21 protein-coding genes are annotated in these 24,787 nt (G+C 39.3%); 7 read left to right on the top strand and 14 right to left on the bottom strand.

The genetic code is table 11. The annotated features are described in order from the left end of the window. Window positions 1–2 precede the first annotated feature (2 nt). The gene (locus AC27JP_RS02015; RefSeq protein ID WP_487111766.1) at window positions 3–767 is read right to left on the bottom strand and encodes an NRDE family protein; all 765 of its coding nucleotides are present in this window, start codon (window positions 765–767) and stop codon (window positions 3–5) included. A 148-nt stretch (window positions 768–915) separates the two neighbouring features. On the opposite strand from AC27JP_RS02015, the gene AC27JP_RS02010 reads away from it, so the two are divergent. Then, entirely contained in the window at window positions 916–1,686 is a 771-nt protein-coding gene (locus AC27JP_RS02010; RefSeq protein ID WP_487111765.1) for a class II aldolase/adducin family protein, read from the top strand. 58 nt (window positions 1,687–1,744) lie between these two features. After that, window positions 1,745–2,929, top strand: a complete 1,185-nt coding sequence (locus AC27JP_RS02005; protein WP_487111764.1) for a mandelate racemase/muconate lactonizing enzyme family protein — start codon at window positions 1,745–1,747, stop codon at window positions 2,927–2,929. A gap of 94 nt (window positions 2,930–3,023) precedes the next feature. Here the strand turns inward: AC27JP_RS02005 and AC27JP_RS02000 are convergent, their stop codons facing one another. The 4 genes from AC27JP_RS02000 to AC27JP_RS01985 all read right to left on the bottom strand — a co-directional run bounded on the left by AC27JP_RS02000 (window position 3,024) and on the right by AC27JP_RS01985 (window position 6,249). Beyond that, window positions 3,024–3,482, bottom strand: a complete 459-nt coding sequence (locus AC27JP_RS02000; protein WP_487111763.1) for an Lrp/AsnC family transcriptional regulator — start codon at window positions 3,480–3,482, stop codon at window positions 3,024–3,026. 83 nt (window positions 3,483–3,565) lie between these two features. Further along, entirely contained in the window at window positions 3,566–4,570 is a 1,005-nt protein-coding gene (locus tag AC27JP_RS01995; protein ID WP_487111762.1) for a diguanylate cyclase domain-containing protein, read from the bottom strand. A gap of 72 nt (window positions 4,571–4,642) precedes the next feature. After that, the gene (locus AC27JP_RS01990; RefSeq protein WP_487111761.1) at window positions 4,643–5,518 is read right to left on the bottom strand and encodes an amidohydrolase family protein; all 876 of its coding nucleotides are present in this window, start codon (window positions 5,516–5,518) and stop codon (window positions 4,643–4,645) included. Window positions 5,519–5,523: 5 nt separating this feature from the next. Continuing rightward, entirely contained in the window at window positions 5,524–6,249 is a 726-nt protein-coding gene (locus AC27JP_RS01985) for an SDR family NAD(P)-dependent oxidoreductase (protein WP_487111760.1), read from the bottom strand. Window positions 6,250–6,506: 257 nt separating this feature from the next. Here AC27JP_RS01985 and AC27JP_RS01980 point away from each other — a divergent pair, with 257 nt between their 5' ends. After that, window positions 6,507–6,935: a hypothetical protein gene (locus AC27JP_RS01980; protein ID WP_487111759.1), complete on the top strand. Its 429-nt coding sequence runs from the start codon at window positions 6,507–6,509 to the stop codon at window positions 6,933–6,935. A 674-nt stretch (window positions 6,936–7,609) separates the two neighbouring features. Further along, on the top strand, window positions 7,610–8,011 hold the full coding sequence (locus tag AC27JP_RS01975; protein ID WP_487111758.1) for a MerC domain-containing protein: 402 nt from the start codon (window positions 7,610–7,612) through the stop codon (window positions 8,009–8,011). Between the two features lie 149 nt (window positions 8,012–8,160). Here AC27JP_RS01975 and AC27JP_RS01970 read toward each other — a convergent pair whose 3' ends face one another. Beyond that, complete coding sequence (locus AC27JP_RS01970) at window positions 8,161–9,690, bottom strand: dipeptidase (RefSeq protein ID WP_487111757.1); 1,530 nt, start codon at window positions 9,688–9,690, stop codon at window positions 8,161–8,163. A gap of 656 nt (window positions 9,691–10,346) precedes the next feature. Here AC27JP_RS01970 and AC27JP_RS01965 point away from each other — a divergent pair. Both AC27JP_RS01965 and AC27JP_RS01960 read left to right on the top strand, forming a co-directional pair. Next, window positions 10,347–11,438 (top strand): efflux RND transporter periplasmic adaptor subunit, encoded by a 1,092-nt coding sequence (locus AC27JP_RS01965; protein WP_487111756.1) that lies wholly within the window; start codon window positions 10,347–10,349, stop codon window positions 11,436–11,438. A gap of 8 nt (window positions 11,439–11,446) precedes the next feature. Then, window positions 11,447–14,590 carry an efflux RND transporter permease subunit gene (locus AC27JP_RS01960; protein WP_487111755.1) on the top strand — a complete coding sequence of 1,048 codons (3,144 nt, stop codon included), beginning with the start codon at window positions 11,447–11,449 and terminating at the stop codon, window positions 14,588–14,590. Window positions 14,591–14,695: 105 nt separating this feature from the next. Here the strand turns inward: AC27JP_RS01960 and AC27JP_RS01955 are convergent, their stop codons facing one another. From AC27JP_RS01955 to AC27JP_RS01930, 6 genes are all read right to left on the bottom strand, one after another. Continuing rightward, complete coding sequence (locus AC27JP_RS01955) at window positions 14,696–15,676, bottom strand: helix-turn-helix domain-containing protein (RefSeq protein ID WP_487111754.1); 981 nt, start codon at window positions 15,674–15,676, stop codon at window positions 14,696–14,698. Window positions 15,677–15,931: 255 nt separating this feature from the next. Further along, the gene (soxR, locus tag AC27JP_RS01950; protein ID WP_487111753.1) at window positions 15,932–16,399 is read right to left on the bottom strand and encodes a redox-sensitive transcriptional activator SoxR; all 468 of its coding nucleotides are present in this window, start codon (window positions 16,397–16,399) and stop codon (window positions 15,932–15,934) included. Window positions 16,400–16,493: 94 nt separating this feature from the next. Then, window positions 16,494–17,300 carry a DUF4198 domain-containing protein gene (locus tag AC27JP_RS01945; protein WP_487111752.1) on the bottom strand — a complete coding sequence of 269 codons (807 nt, stop codon included), beginning with the start codon at window positions 17,298–17,300 and terminating at the stop codon, window positions 16,494–16,496. An 8-nt stretch (window positions 17,301–17,308) separates the two neighbouring features. Continuing rightward, window positions 17,309–17,842: a DUF2271 domain-containing protein gene (locus tag AC27JP_RS01940; protein ID WP_487111751.1), complete on the bottom strand. Its 534-nt coding sequence runs from the start codon at window positions 17,840–17,842 to the stop codon at window positions 17,309–17,311. 18 nt (window positions 17,843–17,860) lie between these two features. Next, window positions 17,861–18,460: a PepSY-associated TM helix domain-containing protein gene (locus AC27JP_RS01935; RefSeq protein WP_487111750.1), complete on the bottom strand. Its 600-nt coding sequence runs from the start codon at window positions 18,458–18,460 to the stop codon at window positions 17,861–17,863. Between the two features lie 99 nt (window positions 18,461–18,559). Next, window positions 18,560–20,629 carry a TonB-dependent siderophore receptor gene (locus tag AC27JP_RS01930; RefSeq protein WP_487111749.1) on the bottom strand — a complete coding sequence of 690 codons (2,070 nt, stop codon included), beginning with the start codon at window positions 20,627–20,629 and terminating at the stop codon, window positions 18,560–18,562. 336 nt (window positions 20,630–20,965) lie between these two features. On the opposite strand from AC27JP_RS01930, the gene AC27JP_RS01925 reads away from it, so the two are divergent. Continuing rightward, complete coding sequence (locus AC27JP_RS01925; protein WP_487111748.1) at window positions 20,966–21,346, top strand: VOC family protein; 381 nt, start codon at window positions 20,966–20,968, stop codon at window positions 21,344–21,346. A gap of 37 nt (window positions 21,347–21,383) precedes the next feature. Here AC27JP_RS01925 and AC27JP_RS01920 read toward each other — a convergent pair whose 3' ends face one another. Beyond that, on the bottom strand, window positions 21,384–22,475 hold the full coding sequence (locus AC27JP_RS01920; protein WP_487111747.1) for a PepSY-associated TM helix domain-containing protein: 1,092 nt from the start codon (window positions 22,473–22,475) through the stop codon (window positions 21,384–21,386). A gap of 88 nt (window positions 22,476–22,563) precedes the next feature. Further along, entirely contained in the window at window positions 22,564–24,696 is a 2,133-nt protein-coding gene (locus AC27JP_RS01915) for a TonB-dependent receptor (protein ID WP_487111746.1), read from the bottom strand. Window positions 24,697–24,787 lie beyond the last annotated feature (91 nt).

Here is a 24,787-nt window from a genome sequence, read left to right as displayed (position 1 = left end):
ACTCACTTTATGTCAGCTTGGCTGAAGTGAAATTGGTTCTGGTTTTCTACGTTCCCTTGAGGGTTGTAGTTGCGCTCGTAAACTTCAATATCTCCTGACGTCGTTTGTAATATGATAGCGGTTGAACGGGTGCCGTAGTCAGGAGAAATAATAAAAATACTGCTCAGCAATGATTCTAGTTCGGCGCTTAATCCCGTGTCAGGTAAGTGTTGTTCTTTGGCTGTTTCTTGATTTTTCATCAGTGAAAAAAGTTGCTCTAGGTTAACTGACTCACTAACGATAGTGTTTTCCAGCGCTTTAATCCCCAATGCCATTTTTGGCCAAATATCGTCAAGGGCCCCATTACAAATACTGTGAAAGCCTGGTGTTAGCGTGACAAACTTTTTATTGACGCTGTCAAAGGCTTGTAAATTATTTAACTGACCAAATACCAAATTGAAATCGTTATATTGATGTGACTCTTTTGTCAGTTTTTGTTGGATGCTTTGCTCAGATGATGTTAGCGCTTGTACGACTAAGTCACCGCGTGAACGTTTTGTGGTATCAAAATGGGCTGGCCGACGAAAGTTAGTTAAGGCAGAAAATTTACCGCTAGGGCTTAGTCCAAGCCAAGTACCGCCCGCTTGTAAGTCCTTACCCGCCAGTATATTTTGTGTTGACCAGTGGTGCATTTTCTCGGTTGGTCTTTGATGGAATTCGTCACGATTGGCACAAATGATCACTGGGTAGTCAGGGTGTTGTTCAATGGCAATAAATAAAATGCACATAATTTACCTTTTTTGATCTAAGTAAGAATATCTGGTGCTTTAACTCAGCTTCATCATAGGATATGTTTGTAGCACAAATATCATCCATCTTATCAAATATTTTGAATAGCAATGTTTAACGACGAAAAGGAATAGCTAGTTAAAGCCGATGTTAGAGCTACCCGTTATTGATTTAAAAAATAAAGTATCAGCACAAGAATGGCAACTTAGAGTCGATTTAGCGGCATGTTATCGCTTAATTGCCTTGCACGGTTGGGATGACTTAATTTATACCCATGTTTCAGTGCGAATTCCCGGTACCGAGCACGTACTGATCAATGCCTTTGGCTTAAGGTTTGATGAAATTACCGCCTCGAATTTAGTCAAAATTGATATGGCAGGCAATATTGTTGATGCTGATAGCCCGTTTGAGTTCAACCCGGCCGGTTTTACTATTCATAGCGCCATTCATGAAGTTCGCCATGATGACATTTGTGCTTTACATGTGCATTGCAATGAAGCCATTGCGGTGGCGAGTTTAAAAGAAGGGCTGTTACCTATCAGTCAGTATTCTATGTTCGCCTTGGCCTCGATGAGTTATCACGACTATGAAGGGCTGGCGGTTAATGATGAAGAAAAGCAGCGTTTGCAACAAGATTTAGGTGATAAAAACTTTATGTTGCTACGTAATCATGGCGCGTTAACTATGGGCAAAACCGTCGGTGATGCCTTTATGCATATGTACGATTTAATCCGCGCTTGCCAAATTCAAGTGCAGGTGATGTCGACAGGTATGGAACCGATATTGGTTGAGCAAAGCATTGTTGATGGCATTAAAGCGCAAGCCAACATTGTTCATACCGGATTAACCGGCGGCCAAAAGGCCTGGCCTGCGATGTTACGCAGGGTATACAAAGATGACCCAAGCTTTGCTTTGTAGACTCAAGAAAATTAGTGCAAGCAGATAAATTAAAAAATAAGAAGTTAAAGAGAAAATAATGAAAGTTACTCATGTAGAAATTTTTGATATTGAATGCCCAAAACGTCCGGGTTGGAATCCAGTATTTATTCGTGTGCATACCGATGAAGGTATTACTGGCGTTGGTGAGGCAGGTCTTGCTTATGACTGGGGACACAGTGCGGCAGCAGCGATGCTAAAAGAAATTAGCGAAGCGGTATTAATTGGCTTTAATCCATTTAATACCGAATTGCTTTGGTCACGTATGTTGCGAGAAAGCTTTTGGGGCTTAGGTGGTGGGCCGGTTTTATATTCTGCAATGAGCGCGATAGATACTGCTTTATGGGATATTAAAGGCAAAGCGTTAGGGTTACCGGTTTATCAATTATTAGGCGGTAAAACCAATGACAAGTTACGCACTTATGCTAGTCAGTTGCAGTTTGATTGGGATGAACAAGTTAATAAGTTGATTGAGCCCGCGCAATATGCAGAAGCGGCGTTAAAAGCGGTGGCACAAGGTTACGATGCGGTAAAAGTTGATCCTATTGTTTATAACCAAGATGGCAGTTCGTCCTTTGATCGCACAAAGCTTTTCACTCCGAAACAAATGCGCTTATTTGGTAATCGCTTAGGTGCTATTCGTGATGCTGTTGGCGAAGATGTTGATATTATTTTTGAATCACACTCACTAATGGGGGCGGCATCGGCAATTCAAATGGGCAAAGTGATTGAAGAAGTCGGTTGTATGTTCTACGAAGAGCCAGTGAATTACTTGAATTCTGCGGTACATAAAAAAGTGGCGGATAATGTTAATGTACCTATTGCTGGTGGTGAGCGTCTTTATCACCGTTGGGATGCTAGGCCATACTTTGAAGATCAAAGCATTGATGTTCTACAGCCGGATATTGGTTTATGTGGCGGTTTTACTGAAGCGAAGAAAGTCTGTGATTATGCTGATGTTTACGATATTCGTATTCAAGCCCATGTATGCGGCGGCCCTGTGGCTACGGCTGCGTCATTACATTTAGAAACTGCTATTCCAAACTTTTTAATTCATGAGCATCATACTTATGCGATTAAAGATTGGAACCGTGAACTATGTATTCAAGACCCACAACCAGAAAACGGCTTCTTCCAAGCACCAGACACACCGGGTATCGGTATAGAGCTAAATGATGATGTGGTGAAACGTTCACCTAATGTGACAGTCAATGCGCTGAAATAGGCTTTGTTAGAACGATATTTAGATGATTTGATCAGGGAGTTTATACTCCCTTTTTCTTGTTGGCTTAAGTAAGGTTTTTGGTGCTCGAGTGGAGTTAAATATAGTCAATCGGCAAAGCGGTGGTGTATTTAATTTCTTCCATGGCAAAACTTGAACTAATGTCAGCAAAACTTGCTCGGGTAATTAAACGTTTGTAAAAGTGGTCGTAAGCTTTCATGTCTGGCACGGCGACGCGTAACAGGTAATCAACTTCGCCACTCATACGGTAAAATTCGATAATTTCTGGAAAATCTTCCGCGACCTTTCTAAATTCGCTTAGCCATTTAGGGTTATGTTGATTGGTTTTGATGGTGACAAATACCGTTAAACCGACATTAAGTTTTTCAGGATCAGCGAGTGCAACTCGCCCTTTAATGATGCCATTTTTCTCCATGGCTTGAATACGGCGCCAACATGGCGTGGTTGATAAGCCAACTTGATCAGCGACATCGCTAACTGACGCGGTGCAGTCGAGTTGCAATATTTTCAGTATTTTTTTATCGAATGCATCCATAGTGAAATAGTTTTCTTTTTATTAGCGATAATAGATAAATATTTTGCGGTAAATCACGTTATATGGCGAGAACTATTTTGTTCTCAGGCAAGTTTTTTTGTTTTGCTCTGGTACATATCGGCGTCTGCAGAAGCCAATAGGGCTTTCATGGTTTTGCCGTTATCAGGGTAAGTCGCAATACCTATACTTGCGGTAACAGAAACCGTGACGCCACTGCATTGCATAGGTGTCTCTATAACATCTAGTAGTTTTTGTTTAATCTTATCGTCGTTAATTTTTTTGTTCATGACAATAACAAATTCATCACCACCGATCCTTGCCACTGTATCGGTTTCGCGCACCACAGCTTTTACGTGTTTTGCGATATTTGTAAGCACAGCATCACCACATTGGTGGCCGTAGTTATCATTAATGGGTTTAAATTTATCAAGATCAAAATATATTAGGCTAAACTGTGACTCGTTTCTATCCGCCTGTGCTATTTGGTATTTAATGCGTTCGGTTAATAAATTTCTATTGGCACACTCAGTTAACTGGTCATAAAGGGCTAATTTTTTTAACTGTTGTTCTTGGGCTATTTTTTCTGCTAATAATGCTTTAGTTTCTAATATGTTGGCAACGTGACGTAGCTCACTTTCTACAATGAGTTTAAGTTGCCCGAGCATTTTATTTAACGGCTCAGAGTAGTTTGTTGGTTTAGTATCTATCACGCAGAATGAACCGAATAGCGAGCCATTTGGCCAATATAGTGGATAACCTAAATAGGATCTGACTGGGCCGTCAGAAACTGGGGGTGCACAAGCCCATTCTTCATCGGCTTGAGCATTGTTAACATAGAGCTTGTCGTTGGTTTCAACAATACGCCGACAAAAACTTTTGATATCCCAAGGCCAACTGGCATTTACTCTCAAAAAATTATCATCGTTTTCACTGGTTGCAACGACATTGAAAGTTTCTTGTCGGTATTGAACAATTACGCCACTGGCGGCATCAAATAGCTCGGCCATCATATTAACAAGTTGCTGCCATTTGCTAATATCTAAGCCTTCTATTGGATGTTCGATGATACAATTTTCAATATTTATCATATATACGTCACTTATAACCTAGTTTGATGACATTGCTATTACGCAGAATACCTAAAGACTAAAGTATCAGAATTAATCTTGTTGGTTAAATTTATAAAAGTCATAGGCATTGTTATAACAAAGTTTGGCTAAATCATTTTTACTGTACTGCAAATTAATAAGGTTTAACCAAGTTTGTTGATACTGACTATGCCATAAACTTAATGGAAAATTACTGGCCAGCATCACTCTAGATATACCAAAACTAGCAATACATAGTGCAATAATATTTTCTTGCCACTGCCTAGAGTATTGCCTATCCGCCATTTCATAACCAGAGCATTTAATATAAACATTATTAAATTGACTTAACTTTTTAATATTTTCTTGCCAGCATAGCGAATTGTTTTTTGCTTTTTCAAGTTTAAGTGGCGGCCAACCTGCGTGATTTATGCAGTAAATTAGCGCTGGCGTTGCTGAAATAATCTCGACCAATCGATTAATCACTTTGCCATTTTCAAGCGACAGTTGTAACTCAAAGCTGAGCTTTCGCTCTGCAAGTTGCTGCAAGTTATACTCACTATTTTTGTCATTAAGTATGGTTAGCGCGTCATCATCTAAGATATGGCGAATACCGACAACACTTTGATAACTTAATAACTTGTCGAGTTGCTGTGAAAACATTTTAGGGTCTAAGGTAATGTCGAGACTAGCAACCGAACGGAAATTTCCTTGGCAATTTTGCTCTAACCATTGAATTTCACGCCAGGGTTGCTGATTATCAAATCCCGCTTCAATATGAACATAACCGGCTAACTTTAGTGGCGATGCAAGATGAAGATCTTGCTCAACAAAGTTTTTTGCAATAACAGACTTATCAGGCCAAAAGGGCGGGTTTGCCGCTTTTAACCAGTGATATTGACCTTTATTTAGATCGAATAAATGTAAATGAGGATCGATTATTTTCATAATGGCTATTGTGCGGTATAACCGCCATCGATCACTTGTAAGCTGCCAGTGATAAATTTTGCTTTATCAGACGCGAGAAAGTACACCAACTCCGCGACTTCTTCTGCTTGCCCGAGTCTTCCTAATGGTTGTAATGCCGCTTCCTCAGCATGTACTTCCGCTTTATTAGCGCCAGACTTTTCACAATAGTTATTAATGGCTTGATGATAGAGTGGCGTTTCGATAGTACCAGGACATACGGCATTGGCACGAATGTTAAACTGTGCATAGTCAAGCGCGGTTGTTTTTGCCATTGAAGCTAACGCTGCTTTACTGAGGTTGTAGGCAAAGGAATTATGTTTGGCGATTAATGCTTGATCTGATGCCATCAAAATAATGGCACCATTTTGTTGTTTCTTCATGATTGGTAATACTGATTTTACGGCCGCGTATGCGCCTTTAACATTGATGTTAAAAACACGTTCTAAATCAGCTTCACTGGTATTTTCGATAGAGCCAGAAAAATGAATACCGGCGTTAGAGACTAATACATCGATAGTGCCTTGTTGAGCAATACCATCGATAATCTGACTGACTTCAGTCACCTTAGTGATATCGCATTGGCAAAACTCACCATATGTTGACGGTGAAATATCTAAATTAAATACCTGATATTGCTTGGCTAAAAATAACTTAACTATGCTTAAGCCAATGCCTGAACTACCACCGGTAACAACACATACTTTCTTCATAACATGAACACTTTAATGATTTTGGTAAATAATATCCTGTACTGATACGAACGGCTATAGCAATTGTGTTTCGTATAGCATGATTACTTACTATCAGCTTATTCAATTGGATAAAAATTGCAATTTGGCTTAAATTCAATGAATAAGTTGTTGAAATTAATCGGTCTATTTTGAGCGAATAGTTAATTATCGATTTATGCAACAATAATAATCAGTTTGTGGGTTTGCTACGCCATGGTATTTAAGAGGTATTCAAATTGAAGAATTTGAAAGAAAAATTAAAATTTTATTACATCATGAGTGTGTTTAGTGTGCTATTTGCCTTACTTGGCTTTAGCTACAATGCATGGCGGATGGAAGTTAGTGAAGAAAATAATAATGTTCGTACCGCAGCGTTTGAAGTGCTTTCTCATTTAGGAGAATTAGAGCATATTATTTTATCGGCACATTATGATAACGATATTATTGAAGGTAATCCCAGAAAGGGTTGGGTTAAGGTCGGCTTAGTGGTCGACTTGAGCGCTTTAATTGCGCCAAATGTTGCTGAAAAAGCGCTAGTGATTAAAGCGACATGGGCCGACTCATGGCATTTAATGAAAACAGAAGAAGACGTGGTTACTGAACTGGTCAGTAATATAGATGATACCCGTATGGCAATAAAAATGGTCTTAAAGGAAATGAGTTAACTTTTCAGTTTCTTTAATAATGTTGCTAGCATGTTTAGTTTTCATGTAGCAGATGGGGGGAGGTGTTAATTGTTATTCGCGCCTAGGGGCTGTTGATCTTTGTTTATTAATTCAGCTGAGAATTAAAATTGCCTTAATTAAGACGAAAATGGTGCAATTTAGTCATCTAAATCAGTCATTTTCAACGCAAAGTAAGGCAATTTTAGACTCAGCCCTTTGGGCAATGACTATTTTTAACGTTAGCAGCATTAGAACCTCACTTATTTGGAACAACCAAACATCGTTCATTCTGCTTTGCTAACGTTAAAAATAACCTATTGCTGAAAATATAAACAAAGTTCAACAGCCCCTAGCCCAATCAAGAAAACTCACTAAAGAAATAGACTGAAAGACGATACTTTTTAATTAGGTTTACGTGTATATCGTCACGCTTAGTAAAAATTTCCTAATCTCCGGTAATACATGCGCTTAGGTGTATGCGCAGTAACAATATGGCATTTCATTCGAAATTAGCTATACCTGCAAAATATTTCCCTAACTTAATAAAACGGGTGGTGTCGTATCGTTTTTACAAATAGAATGTTATGTTGTATCATATCTTTTAGTCGGTAAGGCTACCGTAATAATAAAGCATTTGATTAAGCAATTAAGTGCCCATCAATAGGACAATTTCGATGAATGAACTTCAAAAACCAGCAGATAAAATAGCGATCGGTTTATCTGTTTTATGCGCCGTACACTGCTTTGCCACACCTATGCTAATTGTTTTAATACCTGCTTTTGCTAGTTTGCCACTGGGATCTGAGTCATTGCACTTTTGGATGGTAGTAGGCGTGCTACCAATAAGCTTGTTTTCATTAACGCTTGGCTGTAAAAAGCATCGAAAATTTCACGTTGCTTCAATAGGTTTAATTGGGCTGGCATTGATGGTTATTGCTGTTGCAGGTGAGGCGATAGGGTTTGGTGAAGTTATGGAAAAAGCACTAACGCTATCGGGAGCGTTACTCATTGCTTTAGCTCACTTTTGGAACTATCGATTATGTCAGCATGATAGTCATTCGTGTGAGTGCCATTAATAAGGTGCGATTACTTGCTTTGCAAGTTTTTAGCGCCGTATTTTAATGATTCAAAACTGCGCCAGTTAATAGCCTAGCTAGAGCGGCTTTAAAAATAATGACTATGAACACCTAGGTTAAATAACCTAAGGTGTTCATAGTAAGTTTAGCTATCTGGCTAGTTCAATTAATACTGCGGTATACATTCTTAAATTTAAAACAAATTGTTCCATGGTGATAAATTCATGCTCTGAATGGCCGGTGTACTCAGTATTTGGCATCGAAGGGCCAAAACTTACCGCATTGGGGAATAAACGTGAGTTTGTACCACCACCAATTGCAATAGGTTTAGCATCTTTAATACCAGTAAAATGGCTAAATACCGATAATAAAGTGTCCACATGTGGCGCATCTTTTTGAATAAATGGGTCGCCAATATAATGTTCTAGCTCAGTCACATTAGCATCAAATTTGTTGTTCCAATTGACTACCGCTTGATGAATTTCATCGCTAAGTTGCTGTTTGCTTTTGCCTTGTGGACGGCGCAGGTTAATATTTAATTCTATGCTGTCATCGTGTTGTTTAATCACCGTTGGAGCAACTGTCATTGGTCCCATAAAATCATCTTGATAAGCGATATTACCGAATTTTTTTCCTTCTAAACCTAGGCCAATATTATCATTAATGAAGTTAACTAATGTACCAGGGCCATTGTTTACCCAACGCGTTCTTGAAAGTAAATCGGCTAAGTAAGGAATGGCATTAACACCGTCAGCAGGTTTTGAAGAATGTGCTGATTTTCCTAAAGCACTAATGGTCAAGGTGCTGTCTTTGAGTTCGAGATCAAAATTAACCCCTTTATAGCCGCGTGCTTTTCGCATCAATCGTTGTAACAATACGATATTGGCATTTTCGATCGTCACGCTGGCGTCTTCAGGAATTTGGCTACCAAAAAAGCCGCCACTGAACTCACTGATATAAGGAGAGATAGTTGGCAGCGTTTTTTTGTTAAAAGCTAATTTAATGGTGCCATAACCTTTTTCGGCAGTAACTACAGGGTATTCGGCATCAATGGTGATGTTAGTTTGTGGTAATTCATGAGTTTTTATATAAGCTTTTAAAGGCTCCCAGTCAGATTCTTCAGCCATATAAACATAGAGTTCAATACGCTTATTAAGGGTAATGCCTTGGTCTTTTATTGCCTTCATTGCATAAAGCGCCGTGGAGATGGGCCCCTTGTCATCTTCAGTACCACGGCCAATTAATCGACCAGGCTCTGTCGTGGTATCAAGTTCAAAAGGTGACTTTTTCCATTTGGCAGGATTAACCGGTTGCACGTCGCCATGGGTAATAATGCCGACTCGCTCTTGTTGGTTTCCCAAACCAATAACTACCACATAACCATCATCGTTATAATCTAAACCTAATGCTTGTGCTTGCTTTTTCAACTCGGCTTTAAAGGCAATATGCGCTGGATTATCATTGGCTGAAATACCGTCTATTGCTAAGGTGTTGTACTTAACGAGTTCACGTAAGCTATCAACCATATCTGTTTGGTAAGTCGAAACGGCGTAATCGGCCGTTGTTTTTGCAACCTGACTAATTGTATTACTTTTTGCGTTCGCGGCACCGTAAGGAGCCAAAGATAAAAGTGCTGTGCTTATTAGCGCAGATGATAGTAATGAGCGTGGTTTAAACAAGGTGTACTCCTGTATTTTTGTTATAACGGCCTGAATGCATAGTGGTAAATTTATATTATCCTAAGTTAATTATCGGTAATAGACACAAATAGTTATCTTATCGTCCTATACAGTTTGTTATTTTGCTAAGTTAATATCTTGATAGCTCACCGTTTCGACCACTATTGCTAATAATGGTTTGCTTTTATTTCTTAAAAAGAACAGCCACGACTACTTTTACATTAAAAGCATCAGCGATGACGTAAATTAGGGATCTTTGAAAGTGATTAAAAAATAATAGAATTATATGAAAAATAACCATTAAATTTTATGCTTAAGCAGTGTTACAATAATAACCCTACAAAACTGAAGGTAAACGACAGGCGAACATTCGCTAATATCGACCTTGAACTATACTTAGTTGCATTAAAAATGGCTTATTCGGGTTATTTAGTTAAATATTTTGAAATTTATAATTAACTTGATGATGTTTGAAATTTGATCTGTGTTAGCGCTTTCTGATACTAGGTAACTTATACAATAGTGTTGTAGATAGAAAATATTTTGAAATTATTTATTGACCTCAACTATGGTTGAGGTCTTATCCTGTGAAAAAATTTAACACAGGAATGTCGTGGGCATGGAATCGCGACGATATATTAAATTAGGAATCCTTTATGAAATTAATCCCATGGCTTAGCGTTGTTGTTATTGTCTCTGCTTCTGTAGGCGGACTCTTTTACTACAAAGAATCATTATCTACTAATCAGCAAGTACAATCTGGCCCAGAGCCTAGCGCGAAAGTACAAGCCTTTCGTGCTCAAAATGCTAGCTATCAAAAACAATTGTCAGTGATCGGAGAAGGGCAAGCAGTAAAATATATTGCTTTAAAAAATGAGCTTGCTGGCAAAGTGACGAAATTAAATATTGCTTCAGGTGATACGGTTAAAAAAGGCCAAGTACTACTTGAATTAGAACATACCGAAGAGCTTGCTTCATTGGCGTCTGCTCGAGCGAACAAAACCTTAAAGAAGCAAACGTTAACGCGCTATCAAGAACTAGCAAAAGAAAAGCGTATCAGTAAAGAGAATGTTGATGTAGCCGAAGCTGAATATCGCATTGCTATCGCAGATATTGCCCGTTTAGAAGCGGTAATAGCGAAAAAAATCATTGTTGCGCCATTTGACGCCAACATAGGTATTCACAACATTAGTGTTGGCCAATTTCTTGATAGCAATACCGAGATTACCGACTTAATTGGACTTGATGATTATATTTGGGTTGATTTTAAAGTACCGCAAATTTACCCGCAATTAGCAATCAATAGCACGGTGGAAGTGACCACGTCAGGTGCTTCTTCATTGGTCGGCGTAAGTAGTCAAGCGGTGATCATGTCGGTTGAACCTTTGTTAACGCAGGACTCTCGCCAATTAAAGTATCGCGCAAAAGTACTAACCTCTGAGCTTAATGTTAAGCCTAACCAGTTAGTAAAAGTTGCCGTGCCTATTATGGCCGAGCAATCGGTTATCGTGGTGCCAAGTTTAGCGATTGTTCGCGATCAATTAGGTGAATATGTTTTTAAATTAGTGAAAGACGATAAAGGTGATTATCGCGCAAGTCGTGAGAAGGTTGTTTTAGGCGACCGTGTTAACGAGCAAGTGATCGTTAACGAAGGCTTAAGTTTAGATGAGTTGATTGCGGCGAAAGGGGCATTTAAATTGCGCCAAGGGCTAAAAACTCGTTTTGATAGTGAAAATATGGGCGGATAGGATTAGTCATGATAAAAGAACTATCTTCCCCGAGTCGTTTTATGGACATATTTGTTCGTAAACCCGTAGTATCGACTGTGTTGTCGGTCTTTATTTGTTTGGTTGGTTTATGGGCCGTTAATGCTATTTCAGTGCTGCAATTTCCAAAAATTGAAGGGGCATCATTGGAAATAACCACTACTTACACTGGCGCTTCTGCTGATGTAGTAAAAGGTTTTGTTACCGACCCCATTGAGCGTGTTGCTTCTACCGTGCCAGGTGTTGATTTTGTCGAATCAAGTACCGGCTCAGGGCAAAGTAAAGTCACCGCTTGGCTTAAACTGAACCAAAACAGTACCAGTGCATTAGCAGAGCTAAATACTCGCCTTAACCAAATAAAGTTTGAACTGCCAACGGGTGCAGAAGACCCGTTTGTAACGGTAAGAAGAACCGATAGACCATTTGCCGTATTTTATCTTAATGTTGTTGCTGAAGGCTCAACCTTAGCGCAAATTACTGATTATCTAACCCGCGAAATTAACCCGATTATTAATAATATTGAGGGTGTACAAAAGGTAGGTATTGAAGGAGCTAGAACACCGGCAATGCGAGTGTGGCTTGATGCGGATCGATTAAATATTTTTAATGTTAGCGCCGATGAAGCTTATCAAGCGTTGGCAAATAATAACCGTATTTCTACGCTGGGCTATGCGGAAAACTCCCGTCAAAAAATTGATATTATTGCTAATACTCAAATGTCATCGGTGAGTGAATTTGAGCAATTGATCATTAAGCAAAGCGATGACACCTTAGTATATTTGAAAGATGTTGCTCGTGTTGAATACAGCGCAGAAGAAGCTAATGCTACCGCTCGTTTCAACGGTAAAGATACCGTTTATATTTCAGTGTGGCCGTTACCTGGAGCTAATGAAATTTCAATAGGTGACAAGCTTTATAAAGTGCTTGACGAAATTAATGCTGATTCGCCAGAGTTGAAAATAGATATTGCCTATGACGGCACGCTATATATGCGTGATGCCTTGCAAGAAATTGTCACAACATTAATGGAAACTATCGTGTTAGTAGGGATTGTTGTTGTGTTATTGATGGGCTCATTTAGAGCAGCATTGGTGCCATTAATTACTATCCCAATTTCTATTTTAGGCGCGATTGCCTCAATTTGGTTAATGGGTTTTAGCTTAAATCTACTAACCGTGTTAGCCATTGTTTTATCCGTTGGCTTAGTGGTGGATGATGCTATTGTTGTGGTTGAAAATGTTGCCCGACATATGCGTGCTGGCGTTCCTCGCGTACAAGCGGCCTTAATGAGCTCTCGACAATTGCTAGTGCCCATTATTTCCATGACCTTAACCTTAGCGGTGGTTTACGCACCGATTGGCTTTTTGTCGGGTTTAACTGGCGTTCTATTTAAAGAGTTTGCTTTCACCTTAGCCATTGCCGTGATTATTTCGGGTATTGTCGCGATAACTTTATCGCCTATTATGAGTGCTTACGTATCAAGTGAAGGTGGTAAAGAAAGTAAATTAACCGTAAAAGTTAACCACGCTTTTGAACACTTGCAGAATTTTTATGGTCGTTTGCTAAAAAGAACCTTTAATTGGCAAGGGCAGTTATTCTTTCTTGCCTTAATCGTTGCACTATTGATTGTGCCTTTCTATTTAATGTCGGCAAAAGAACTTGCACCGATTGAAGATCAAAGTAGTGTTTTTATTGTCGTACAATCGCCACCTGATGCATCACTAGAATACAATGAAAAAAATGTTGAAAGTGTTGCTGATGCGCTATTGGAAACCGAAGGCAGCAAGGAGTTGTGGCAAATCGTATTAAGTAGCGGCGGTTTTGGTGGTCTTGAATTTGAAGGTAACGACAAACGCGAAAAAAGCATACAAGCTATGTTGCCAGAAGTTTATGGCCGTTTAACGAATTCTGAAGGCTTAGATCTACTACCTATTTTGCCTTCGCCATTACCGACTGCAGGGCAGTTTGATGTTGAGTTAGTGGTGAAGTCTTCAGCGCCATACAGCGAAATGAAGTCTTATGCAGATCAATTGGTTGGCGCTGCGTTTCAAAGTGGACAGTTTCTTTACGCGGATACCGATTTGAAAATCGATTTACCACAAATTGAATTAAAACTTGATCGCGAGAAAATTGCTGACTTAGGCATGAATGTGTCGTTAGTAAGTAGCCAATTGTCGACGTATCTTTCAAGCAACTATGTTAACCGCTTCGATGCTAATGGTAAGGCCTATCGGGTTATTCCAATGGTGGCTGACAACATCACGGCGCAACCAGAAAAAATCTTAGACTTAACGGTTAAAACACCGTCTGGTGCTTTGATCCCTGTGTCGGCATTTACTGAAATTAAGTATCGTACGGTACCGAGAACCTTAGGATCGTTTGGCCAACAAAACTCTTTTAGAATTTATGGTGGTATTTTACCTGGCGTAACAAAAGAGCAAGCCTTGCAAACCTTGGAAGCGGCGGCCGCTAATGTGTTACCACATAACTATAATCTCGATTATGCTGGTGAATCACGACAAATTCGAACTGAAGGTAATAGTTTAATTACCGTGATGGGCATTTCTTTGATGATCGTTTTCTTGGTCTTAGCTATTCAATTTAATAGCTATCGTGACCCACTGGTTATTTTGCTTGGTTGTGTGCCATTAGCTTTATCAGGCGCATTATTACTGCCGTTTTTAGAATTAACGACGATCAATATTTATTCGCAAATTGGTTTAGTTACTCTAGTTGGCTTGATTGCTAAAAATGGTATTTTAATTGTTGAGTTTGCTAACCATTTACAAGAAGAAGGTAAGTGTAAGTTTGATGCTGTGATTGAATCGGCAACGACACGTTTGCGACCGATATTAATGACCACGGCAGCGACGATACTAGGTCACTTCCCATTAGTATTAGTGACTGGCGCGGGTGCCGAAGCGCGAAATAGTATTGGTATTATTCTAGTGGCAGGTATGGCTATTGGTACTTTCTTTACCTTGTTTGTTTTACCGGTATTTTACTTATGGTTGGCAGAAAATCGTAGTGCCTGTACAACACATGAACTGGCGCAGGAGTCCGTTGATAGTGAAACGAAAGAGCAAGTTCATGTGAGTGATACTGAAGTTAAACAGCCGTTGAAGAGCGCTTAACTTTTCATTTGCGTATGATGAAATTAAAACCGAAAAGTGGTGATGCTTTTCGGTTTTTTTATCAGTAAAACAAATTTGTCTAGCTGATAAATTTATACCTTGTTATCAAGCGTCTTCTTTATTTAATAATTCCATTAGCCCAACCAGTGCTACGAATAGAACAGCTCCAACAGGCCAGACAATCCAAGTTACTCCCCAATCCATAGTCCATAAGCTCCAGCCAAGATATATAGCGGTTAGCAAAGGCCAGTAGAATGTTGCGAGTTTTTCAGCTCGTTTTGTACGCTGACTTTTTTCTGTCTCTAAAAAACTATCTTTCAGGATATTGTTGTATGCATCGTACTTAGCAGAGACAGGTGCCACAATATATATTCCTATCGCTATCATAAGGAGCAGTACATTTAGCATCATTAACACTATATCTGTACCATTGGAGAACAGGCTAACAAGCATCAGAGGTACGAAACTGACAATGAACATGAATATACCTACTGATAATCTTCGATTATAGCTCACTCTAAATTTTTGTAATTTTTCTTTGAAAACGCTGTGCACGCCGTAGGCTAACTCAAATTCTTCGTGATCGATCACAGCGATGTCGCTTTCATATTGGTTAGTTTTAATAAAAAAGCTTATGGCGATGGAAACCATCACTAAAATACTGACAACACCTAGCGCCGCTGCGATATCACCTGTCATATTTAACCGATTCGTTTCAGCCATTGCTAAAAAGAAAAACAGTGGCATCACTGAACAGACACAAAGAACAACTCCCTTAGTGACTAAGCCTGACACTTCCATCTTATTATCAACATATTTTTTCGCTTGTTCTAAGCTAACTTGAAAAACATTGGCTTCTTTACTTTCATCGCAGGAGTTAAATGCTTCATTTTCATCCTTCAGCAAAAAGTCAGTTGAAACCTCAAAAATTTCCGCTAATCTAATTATCCTATTTAAATCGGGTATGCTATTAGTGCTCTCCCATTTAGAAACTGATTGACGTGAAATATTCATTTTTTCAGCTAGTTCTTCCTGTGACCAGCCAAACTGCTTCCTTAATCTGATAATCTTTTCTGCCAATATCATAAGGGTCATTCCTTTATTAGTAATTGAGCTGCAAGCATAGAAAAGCAGATAGTTGCAAACTAGCAAGTCAGGTTGTTATTTTGTCAACCAGCGGTTGCAATTAAGCTATGTAACTAAATTTTAATACTTTTTATTGCTAACAAGTTAACTTTTATTTTAAGTCCCTGCTAAAAGCAATCGCGTGAACTGAGGTGAAATTGCCCGTTTTCAGCCAAATCCCACTATCTTATAGCTCAACCTTTATTCGTATTTTCATTAAGCTTGCTCAATATCAACATCATCAGGTTTGAGGTGTGGGCCAGGGCCTAAGTCTGCTAAAGTGTCGTACGGGTTTGCTAATCGACAGCGTTCAATTGATAAACAACCACAGCCAATACAACTGTCTAAGTTATCGCGTAGAGCGATGAGCTGGTTAATACGCTCGTCTAATTCATGGTGCCATTGCTTTGATAGTCGGCTCCAATCATCTAAGGTGACGGTTTTATTATCAGGAATGGTGGCTAATGCCGCTTTAATTTCTTTTAACTGTACACCTGATTTCTGAGCTATTTTTATCACAGATATTTTTCGCAGCACATCGCGAGAGAAACGACGATGATTACTGCTATTTCTGTGCGAGCAAATAAGGCCTTTATTTTCGTAAAAATGAATGGAAGAAATGGATACGCCACTGCGCTTGGAAACTTCACCAATGGAGAGTTCTTCTTTAGGTTTTCTTTGCATACTCGTTAACCTCAATATTGGTTTAGGTTAAGTAGTATAACAAAAAAGGCTACTGATTAAGGTAGCCTTTTAAACATTTAATGTGCTGGTTAATTTATTGTAATTGCGCTTCAAAGGTTAAGAAAATTCCACCATGCTCTTTATCAGCTAAAGCTTTGTTTTTAGCTTCTTGCTGGAATTCGGCAATCAGTAAATAGCGACCTGCTTGAGCGGGCGTAAATGTTATTTCGCCTTTGTTATTGCTGGTTAGTTTTAAGACCTTAGGATCGTTACGGTAACGAACACCTTCACGGATAACTTCAACTTCAACCCCTGCTTGAGCCTTGCCATGATAGGTAAATGCGAAAGTCGCAGGCTCTTGTTCAACAATTTCTGATGGGTGAGTAATGGGTAATAACTCTAAAAATTTGCCATCAATACCATAATTTTCCGTAGGGTTGTTCATGGTGATGTAAGTTTCTATACGAGTTAAGCCAAAAGTGGTTTGTAAATTACTGGCATTGCTTGGGGCTAAGGTTTTTAATTCTAGCTTATTGGCACGAGCACGCTTGCGTTTGTCGCCAACTTTATAACTAGAAAAATAGCTAGGGCTGGCATTGCTGGTGATTTTGTATGTGCCATTCTCCTTGACAAAATAGTCGGCTACTGACTTTCTATGCGCTTTGTATGTTGAAGACGGCCGCGCTTTCTTGCCTGAAGGCGTTAATATACTTAACGGGTCAATACTAAGCGCTTTATCAACATTAAATACTTCATTGGATGCGGTTGCGTCGACGGCAATCCACTCTCCTTGCTCTGACGATAAAGTGTAGTGGCTTGGTAATAACCAACGTGAATGTGCGCTAGCTTGGCTGCTAATAGCGACCGCAAGACAAAACAAGAGTGATTTTTTAATATTCATTTGTGCTCCTAAGGATTAATACTAAAGGTGATTTCGCCAGTTTCAGCGGTTTCTTTCAGGGTGAACTTTTGTGGTGATTGGTTTAAGTCAAATTTTTGCTTAAGTAAGGCGCGGCCACCTTTTTCTCGTACGACTTCAATGAATAGGGTGTAGCTACCATCACTAAGAGCGTGCTGCTTATCGTCGTTAAGTTTGAATGACAATGGAAAGCTGCCAGCGGCATGAGTTGCCGAGGTGATTGCATCGACAAGTTCTGCATCTTTTCGACCAACGTTACGCCACCAGCGACGAATGTCTTTTAGCCATTTGGGCTCTTTACGCCAAAGCAGTAATGTTCTGACTGACTTTCTTTTGCTATTTTCTATCCAAGCAGCGACGTAAGGTGGGTGATACTCCCCTTGTTGTTGTTTAAGCTCTAGTTGCAAAGCAAGTGTGCCGGAATGGTTTTCGTATGCTTGTGATGATTGTGAAACTGCAAATAATAACAGGATAAAAATTAGTAAAATTGCTTTAATGGCTCGACGTGAAAATAGAGTATTCATCAGATTTATCAAGTTCCTTTAGGCTAAGTAAGTAATGCTGACAATGGCGAGTATTGTGCTGCCAATGCTTAGCAATAGTGTGCGACGAAAGCGCTTTTGCGGCATGGCCAATATGAAGCCAGTGATGGCGAAAATAATGAAAAGTATGCTGGACAAGTCGATGATCCAGCTCCAAAAATTGCTGGTATTTCGGCCTTTATGTAAATCATTTAACACTGCCCACCAACCGTAATGGGTTTGTTCGAAAAAGGCCTCACCAGTTTCAAGGTCAACAGCAATACTAGTGCTCATTCCTGCTTGCTTGATGCTGTAAAATAGCTCTCCTGACATTAGCTCTGGTGTGATATTTTGTAATGATATCGAAAATGCTTTTTCGATATTGGTAGCTAATTTTTGTTGCTGTGCTTTAGTTATATGGCTTTCAGAACTGAGCTGCTCAGAAATACCTTCAATCTTGTGTTCTTTTTCAATAACTTTGGCTTGGTGATCGTTAAACCATTCAGGGTGATTAAGGGTGATGCCAGTGATCGAGAAAAAAAGTAATAGCGTCAGTAATGCCATGGAAACGTAAACATGTATTACACGTGCTAAGTTTAGTGTTTTCTTTGAAGGTTTCATGCCGAGCACTTTTTATTAATTTATCAGGATGTTGTTAACTAACGGTTCAAAATTAACGGCGCATAGCAATGCCTATACGCCGAATTTGTCTTTTAAAAATTAAAACGCTAGCTGTGCGGCAACACGAAAACTAATACCATCTGCAGCGGTAACATTGTTTGTTCCGCCACCAATTAAATATTTTTTATCTAATAAGTTATTAATATTGAAACGTAGGTTTAGTTCGTGGTTGTTTACATCCATTTGGTAAGTCGCACCAACGTCAATACGGGTGTAGGCATCCTTTTTAATGGTGTTTTCGCTATCTGCAAATCGTGAACTTTCATAAAATGCACCGGCATTAAAGGCAAGTTGTTCTGTGACTTCATAACGTGACCATAACGCGGCAGACCATTCTGGTACGTCAATCGGAGTTTTACCTTGGTAGTTTTCGTCTTTTTCGTAGGTAGCGTCGATATTAATCAACGATGACATAACAAATAATTTATCGTTAATTGCCCCTTGTGCGCCCAGTTCAAAGCCTTTATGGCGTTGTTCACCTGCTTGAGTTGTGCGAGTGTCGTAATCTGGGTTGTCGATGTTTTCGGTTATTAATTTACCTGTTTTGCTAATGTCAAAAATAGCGCCACTGAGTAATAGCCTGTCATCAACAAGTTGCCATTTTATGCCAATTTCACTTTGCTTAGACTCCATCGCGTCTAACTTCATGCCAAAGTTGATATCAGTTTCTTCGTTTAGGGTGTCACTTGATTGCGGCTCGAAACCTTCGGTGTAGCTGTAATAAATTGTACCTTGCTCTGATGGGTGATAAAGCACACCAAACTTAGGTAAAAAAGACTCGTTGTCGGCGCCTTCTTTATTTTGTTTGTCGTAACGACCACCGAATGAAAATTGCCAGTTATCGTTAACTGTGACTAAATCTTGTAAATACACACCATAGTAGTCATATTCGCTGATATATAGGCTGTCATCATCTTGGTAATTTACGTCTGGCTTTGCGGGCTCGTTTTGACCTGCCGCATAAGTAATGGCATCGCTTTTAACTCTTAACTGCCCATAATAATAATCTAAAGAGTTTGCCCCTATTAATAACTGATGTTCGACACCTGCAAATTCGAATTCACCGATAAAGTCGACAAATTTGGTGGTGAATTGCCAGTCATCAAAACGGTCGTAAGGTTTAGAGGTGTACTCTTCGCCTTCGACGAAATCTGATGGTTTTTTCGGGGCCGATTCAAAACGTTGTCGTTCAAATGTTTGTTTGTTGTAGCCAACAGTTACACGCCAATAATCATTGATATTGTAATTAATATCAGCGCCATAGTTTTCAACATCGATATCAGTAAACGCCCAAGACATATCTCGTATGGTTTTACGATCGCCTATGATATTGCCATTATCGTCTAACCATGCGCCAGTATCTAAGCCAGCTTTGTCGTTGGTATAGTCGTAATGTACTCGTAGTGATAAATCATTTGAAACGTCATAATCAACAACAAGCGCACCTAAAAAACGGTCTCGCTCACGTTGCTTGCCATTTTGATATTCCCTTTGGTAAGTAACATCTTGTTTTACTAAGTTACTGCGATATCTCAATGTTTCCTCGTCATTTAATGCACCGCCAGCATCTAGCGTGAAACGTGTGGAACCTTCTTGGTCAGTGTCTGCGCCAATATTAAATAGTGTTTTCGCGGTTGGTTTTTTCGTGACCATATTCACTAAACCACCGGGACCAGATTGGCCATACAAAATACTTGAAGGGCCTTTTATGACCTCAACACTTTCTAAGGTTTCAATGGGTTGTTGGTAATGTGACCAATGCTGATGACCATCGCGCAAGTAACCGTTTGATGAGCTTAATTCAAAGCCTCTAAGTTTAAATACTTCGCGGTTACGCTGTTTTGAGCCTGCTGATAGGCTAGCGTCATTGGTTAGTACTTCACCTAAAGTTGTTGCTAATTGCTCTTCAACTATGGTTCTTGGAATTACCGTAACCGATTGGGCAGTTTCAAGCAGTGACGCGTCGGTACGCATGGCACCTTTAGCTTCGTCAACTTTGTAATCATTAAAATAACTTCCGGTAACTTCAATAACTTCTATCGAATTGCTGTCGGCATAGGCTAATGGCATGGTCATAGATATCGCCAAAAACAGCGGTGAGTACTTCATGTTAATCTCCAAATTATCAACTAGTGTGGTCGGGGGAAATGCAGCGAGCATTAAAAAATAAGAGAATGATAATGAGAGTGATTATCATTTGCAATATAAATATTGGATAATCTAAATAAAAAAACCGAATAGCTGATAATTGAAGCAGATCAGGCTGCGATAAAAAGCTTAGTGCTTAAATCTCCTAAGTTATGCCAAATTGCTATTGTGTTCTTAGCGGATTATCGGGCATGCTGAGCGCCATAGCTTTGCGAATGTGAAGATAAATGAGTTTACTTAATCGCTACATTGATTGATGTAGGCTTCTAATGCAGTTTTTACTAAAAGGGAAATTAAATGTTTAGTCATATCATGATAGGTGCAAACGATGTCGCGACTTCAAAAGTATTTTACGATGCTATTTTAGGCGAACTAGGTCATAAGCCCGGTGTAATGGATGAAAAAGGTCGTTGTTTTTATTTCACCGATACCGGTGTTTTCGCTATCACTAAGCCAATTAACGGTGAAGAAGCTTGCAACGGCAATGGCAGTACTATTGGTTTTGCCGCCAGCTCACCTGAGCAAGCTGATGCTTGGCATGCCGCAGGCACTGCAAATGGTGGTGTAGCGTGCGAAGACGCGCCAGGCGTACGTGAAGGTACTATTGGTCAGCTTTATCTAGCCTATCTTCGTGATCCGTCAGGAAACAAGGTTTGCGCATTGCACCGCATTGCTTAACAGGTAAATCAGTCAAATAATCTAATTGTGGCTAGTTTTAAATACTAGTCACTTTTTTTTGCCAACGGTTAACGACTAGATAAATACCTGAAACTACAAAAAAACTCGGTAATAAACTCAGTAAAAGCCATAAAAGCTTAATTGGCTCGCCGATAAACTCGCCAATATGAAATTTGTATTTAAAATTCCAAACCTGCGTGGCTAAACTTGCCTTACTGGCATCAAAGCTTGCTAAGTGTTTTCCTGTACTTGCATCGGCCCAACTCCAACTATAGGCATGGCTTTCATTTGGCATTTTTATTCTGAGCTTAAGCGGCTCTTCATCATTTAACGGCAAGTAACTACGGTAAATAACACCCTTAGGTAGAGCACTCTTGGCACTTTTATGTGCCTTATCCAAATTAAGATAATCTTTGTTCTTGGTTGGAATGTGCTGATAATTAGCAGTTTCAACTTTACTGAAAGTGAGCAGTTCGACTATTTGCTTTGTTGTTGCTTGCCATTGAAATGCCATGCCAGAAAAAGCAATCAATATTAGAGGGATACAAGAGAAAACGCCTACTACAGTATGTAGTTGGTAAAAAAGTATTTTTGGCTTGCTATGCCATTTTATTTTTAGCCGTTTTAAGCGTTTTTTGGGTTTTATCCATAAATAAAAGCCGAGCAGTAACTCAATGATCAGCGCTAAGCTGGCAATTGACATCCATACTTTTAACGGTGTTTCATTTGTTTTAGTTTTATAAACTAACCAGCGGTGCCAAGACATAACGAAACCATAAAAGGTATCGTAGAAACTATGCTCAAGTACAACCTCGCCAGTATAAGGATTGATATTAAGGTATTTATTATTTGTTAACCTAACAGACCAGACATGATTTGGGTTTTCGGCATGCTCAATAAGTTTGATTTTAACGTCGGGAGCTAGTTCTATTTTCTCAATTATTTTTGATAATGTCAGCGGCTTTGGTTGGCTTTCATCAAATTTTACTTGCCAGAGTTCGGGATTTAAAAAGGCCTGAATATCTTTAGCATAAAGTAATAAAGAGCCTGAAATGCTTAAACTTAATAAGAATAAAGCGCAGGTTAAAGCTAACATACAGTGTATGCGTCTAAGCCATATTTTTATCACGGTACTGAACCTAATGAAATTTTTGGAATGTTTAATTAAGTAAAGCCGTGTGCAAGCTTTACTTAATTAATGGCGCGAATAATGACGGTTAGAATTGATAGTTCATGCCGACATTAACTGTTGTACCTAAGCCTTTAACGTTGTAGCCGTTATAGGTATAAGCTTGAGACTTAGCAGGGAAATAATCTTGGTTAAATAAGTTCTCTACACCAATGAATGCTGACCACGCAGTGTTTAATGTGTAATTAGCACTTAAATTTACAATATTATAGCTGTCGATAGGGCCCTTATCACCAACGTACTTTCCGTCAACCTGATCGAATTTTTTTCGGTCACTAACATGTAAGTAAGTCATTGAAACAGAGGCACCGTCTAATGGTTGCCAATTAATATTGATGGTACCTTTAGGAGCGCTTATTTGTTTTGCGCCAAGGTAAATATCATTAGCGGTATCTTTTCCTTCAATCCAAGCATAAGTGGCTGAAATGTCGAGCTCTGGTGAAACGTTGTAGTGTACTAGTGCTTCATAACCGTATATTTCTTGAGGAGCTCTTACTGGTAAATACACACCTGTTGCTGGATCGTATTTATTGGTTGTACCAAGTTCTGAAGTACTACGATAGGCTGAAAACTCAAAATGCACATTATCAACATCAGATACAAAGCCTATTTCGTAATTATCGATAATCGATGCTTCGGTTTGAATTAAACTAATATCGGTTACCGTTGCAGTACGTAATAGTCTCCCTATATCCGAAATATCAGCACCTTGTGAATAATTAGCAAACGGTTGAAAAGCTTCCATCATGTTATAACGAATACCAAAGTTATAGGTGGTTGCGCGATAATTTAAGGTATCGCCTTTTACATCAACAGGAATTGAACAAGTTTCTGCTGATACGCAAAGTTTCAATGTGCTGTAGTCATCTACCGCTAAGTCAATTTCTTCTCGTCGAATACCAGCTTTAATGATCAAATCGTCTTTATAAACCCATTTACTCTGTAGAAAGCCTGCTAGGTTATCCATATCCATTTCAGGAACCCATTTACGTCCGTCTACTAAAGGCTGCGAGGTAACATCATTTAGCGCATCAATCCCGTAAATAAATGTGGCGTCAATATTCTCCCATTCAAATTGGCTGTTAAGCGTTACACGTAAGCCTTTTTTATCCGACTTTATTAATGATTGACCACCTTCATAGCCCTCGCTAGGATTGGCTAATGACGGAGAGAAGAAAAATATATTCTTAATTTTTTGTGTGTATGCATCGATAACAATTTGTGTGTTTTCAAATAATACCTCATCGGTATACTTGAGCATTAAATTATCGTTTTTAGGGCCTTGAGGAACTCCTGGTTTAATAGTGCCTGTTGGCGCTTCTATTGCGTAAGTCTTTACTCCAGAGTTTACACTGCCAATAACATCAACTAAGTGACTTTTTTGTTCAGAACGATAGTGATTGTAGGTCAATTGGAATGACTTATCTTCATCAAGTTGATAGCCAAATTTCGAAAAATAGTTTTGTACTTTTGCATCAGAAAGGCCATAAATCAGACCTTGTACGTCGCCTTCAGCGTCACGTTGAACACCATTTTCTTCATAGCTAGCGTTAAGTACATAGCTAAAGTTATCGATACTGCCATTTATTGAACCTTCAATGCGCTGGCCTGCGCTATCTTCAAATTTAACTGCACTAAATCGGCTCGACAAGCTCACATGGCCATTTACCTCACCATTGTCATTTGCACGTTTGGTGATGTAGTTAATAATACCGCCAGCCGCGCCATTGCCGTATATAGATGTGGCACCTTTGATGACTTCTATACGCTCAATAACACTTGCATCCAAAGTTCTGATGCCTAAAGTGCCATTTCTCAGTGGCGTTGACTGTGGTACACCGTCAATCATTACTAGTGGCGATCGTCCCCTTAAGGTTTGGCTTGAGTTACTGGAAGAGCCTGTACTTGGCGCTAAGCCCGGCACAAGGGCGGCCAGTAAAGATTGTAATTCAGGGGAGATTTTTAACTGAGCTTCAATTTGTTTGCGATTAATAATCGTGATAGTGGCTGGGACCTCATCGATACTTTCAATAATACGACTGCCAGTTACGACTATGCGCTCAATGTTTTCATTATCGTTTTTTTCGGTTGTATTGATGACTTGGGCGTTGACACTTTGCGAAATTAATAGGGCGAGTAAGGTTAGTTTGGTTTTTAGCATTTTCAATCCATTTGATACGGTGCATAATAAAATCGGCAAGATCTTAATGTTAATCATTATCATTTGCAATTATTGTTTTTAATATTAAGAA

The organism is Colwellia sp. SU-HH01172 (assembly GCF_057553355.1).
The sequence above is the reverse complement of the archived record's forward strand: the minus strand, read 5'-3'. Positions and strand labels throughout refer to the sequence as shown.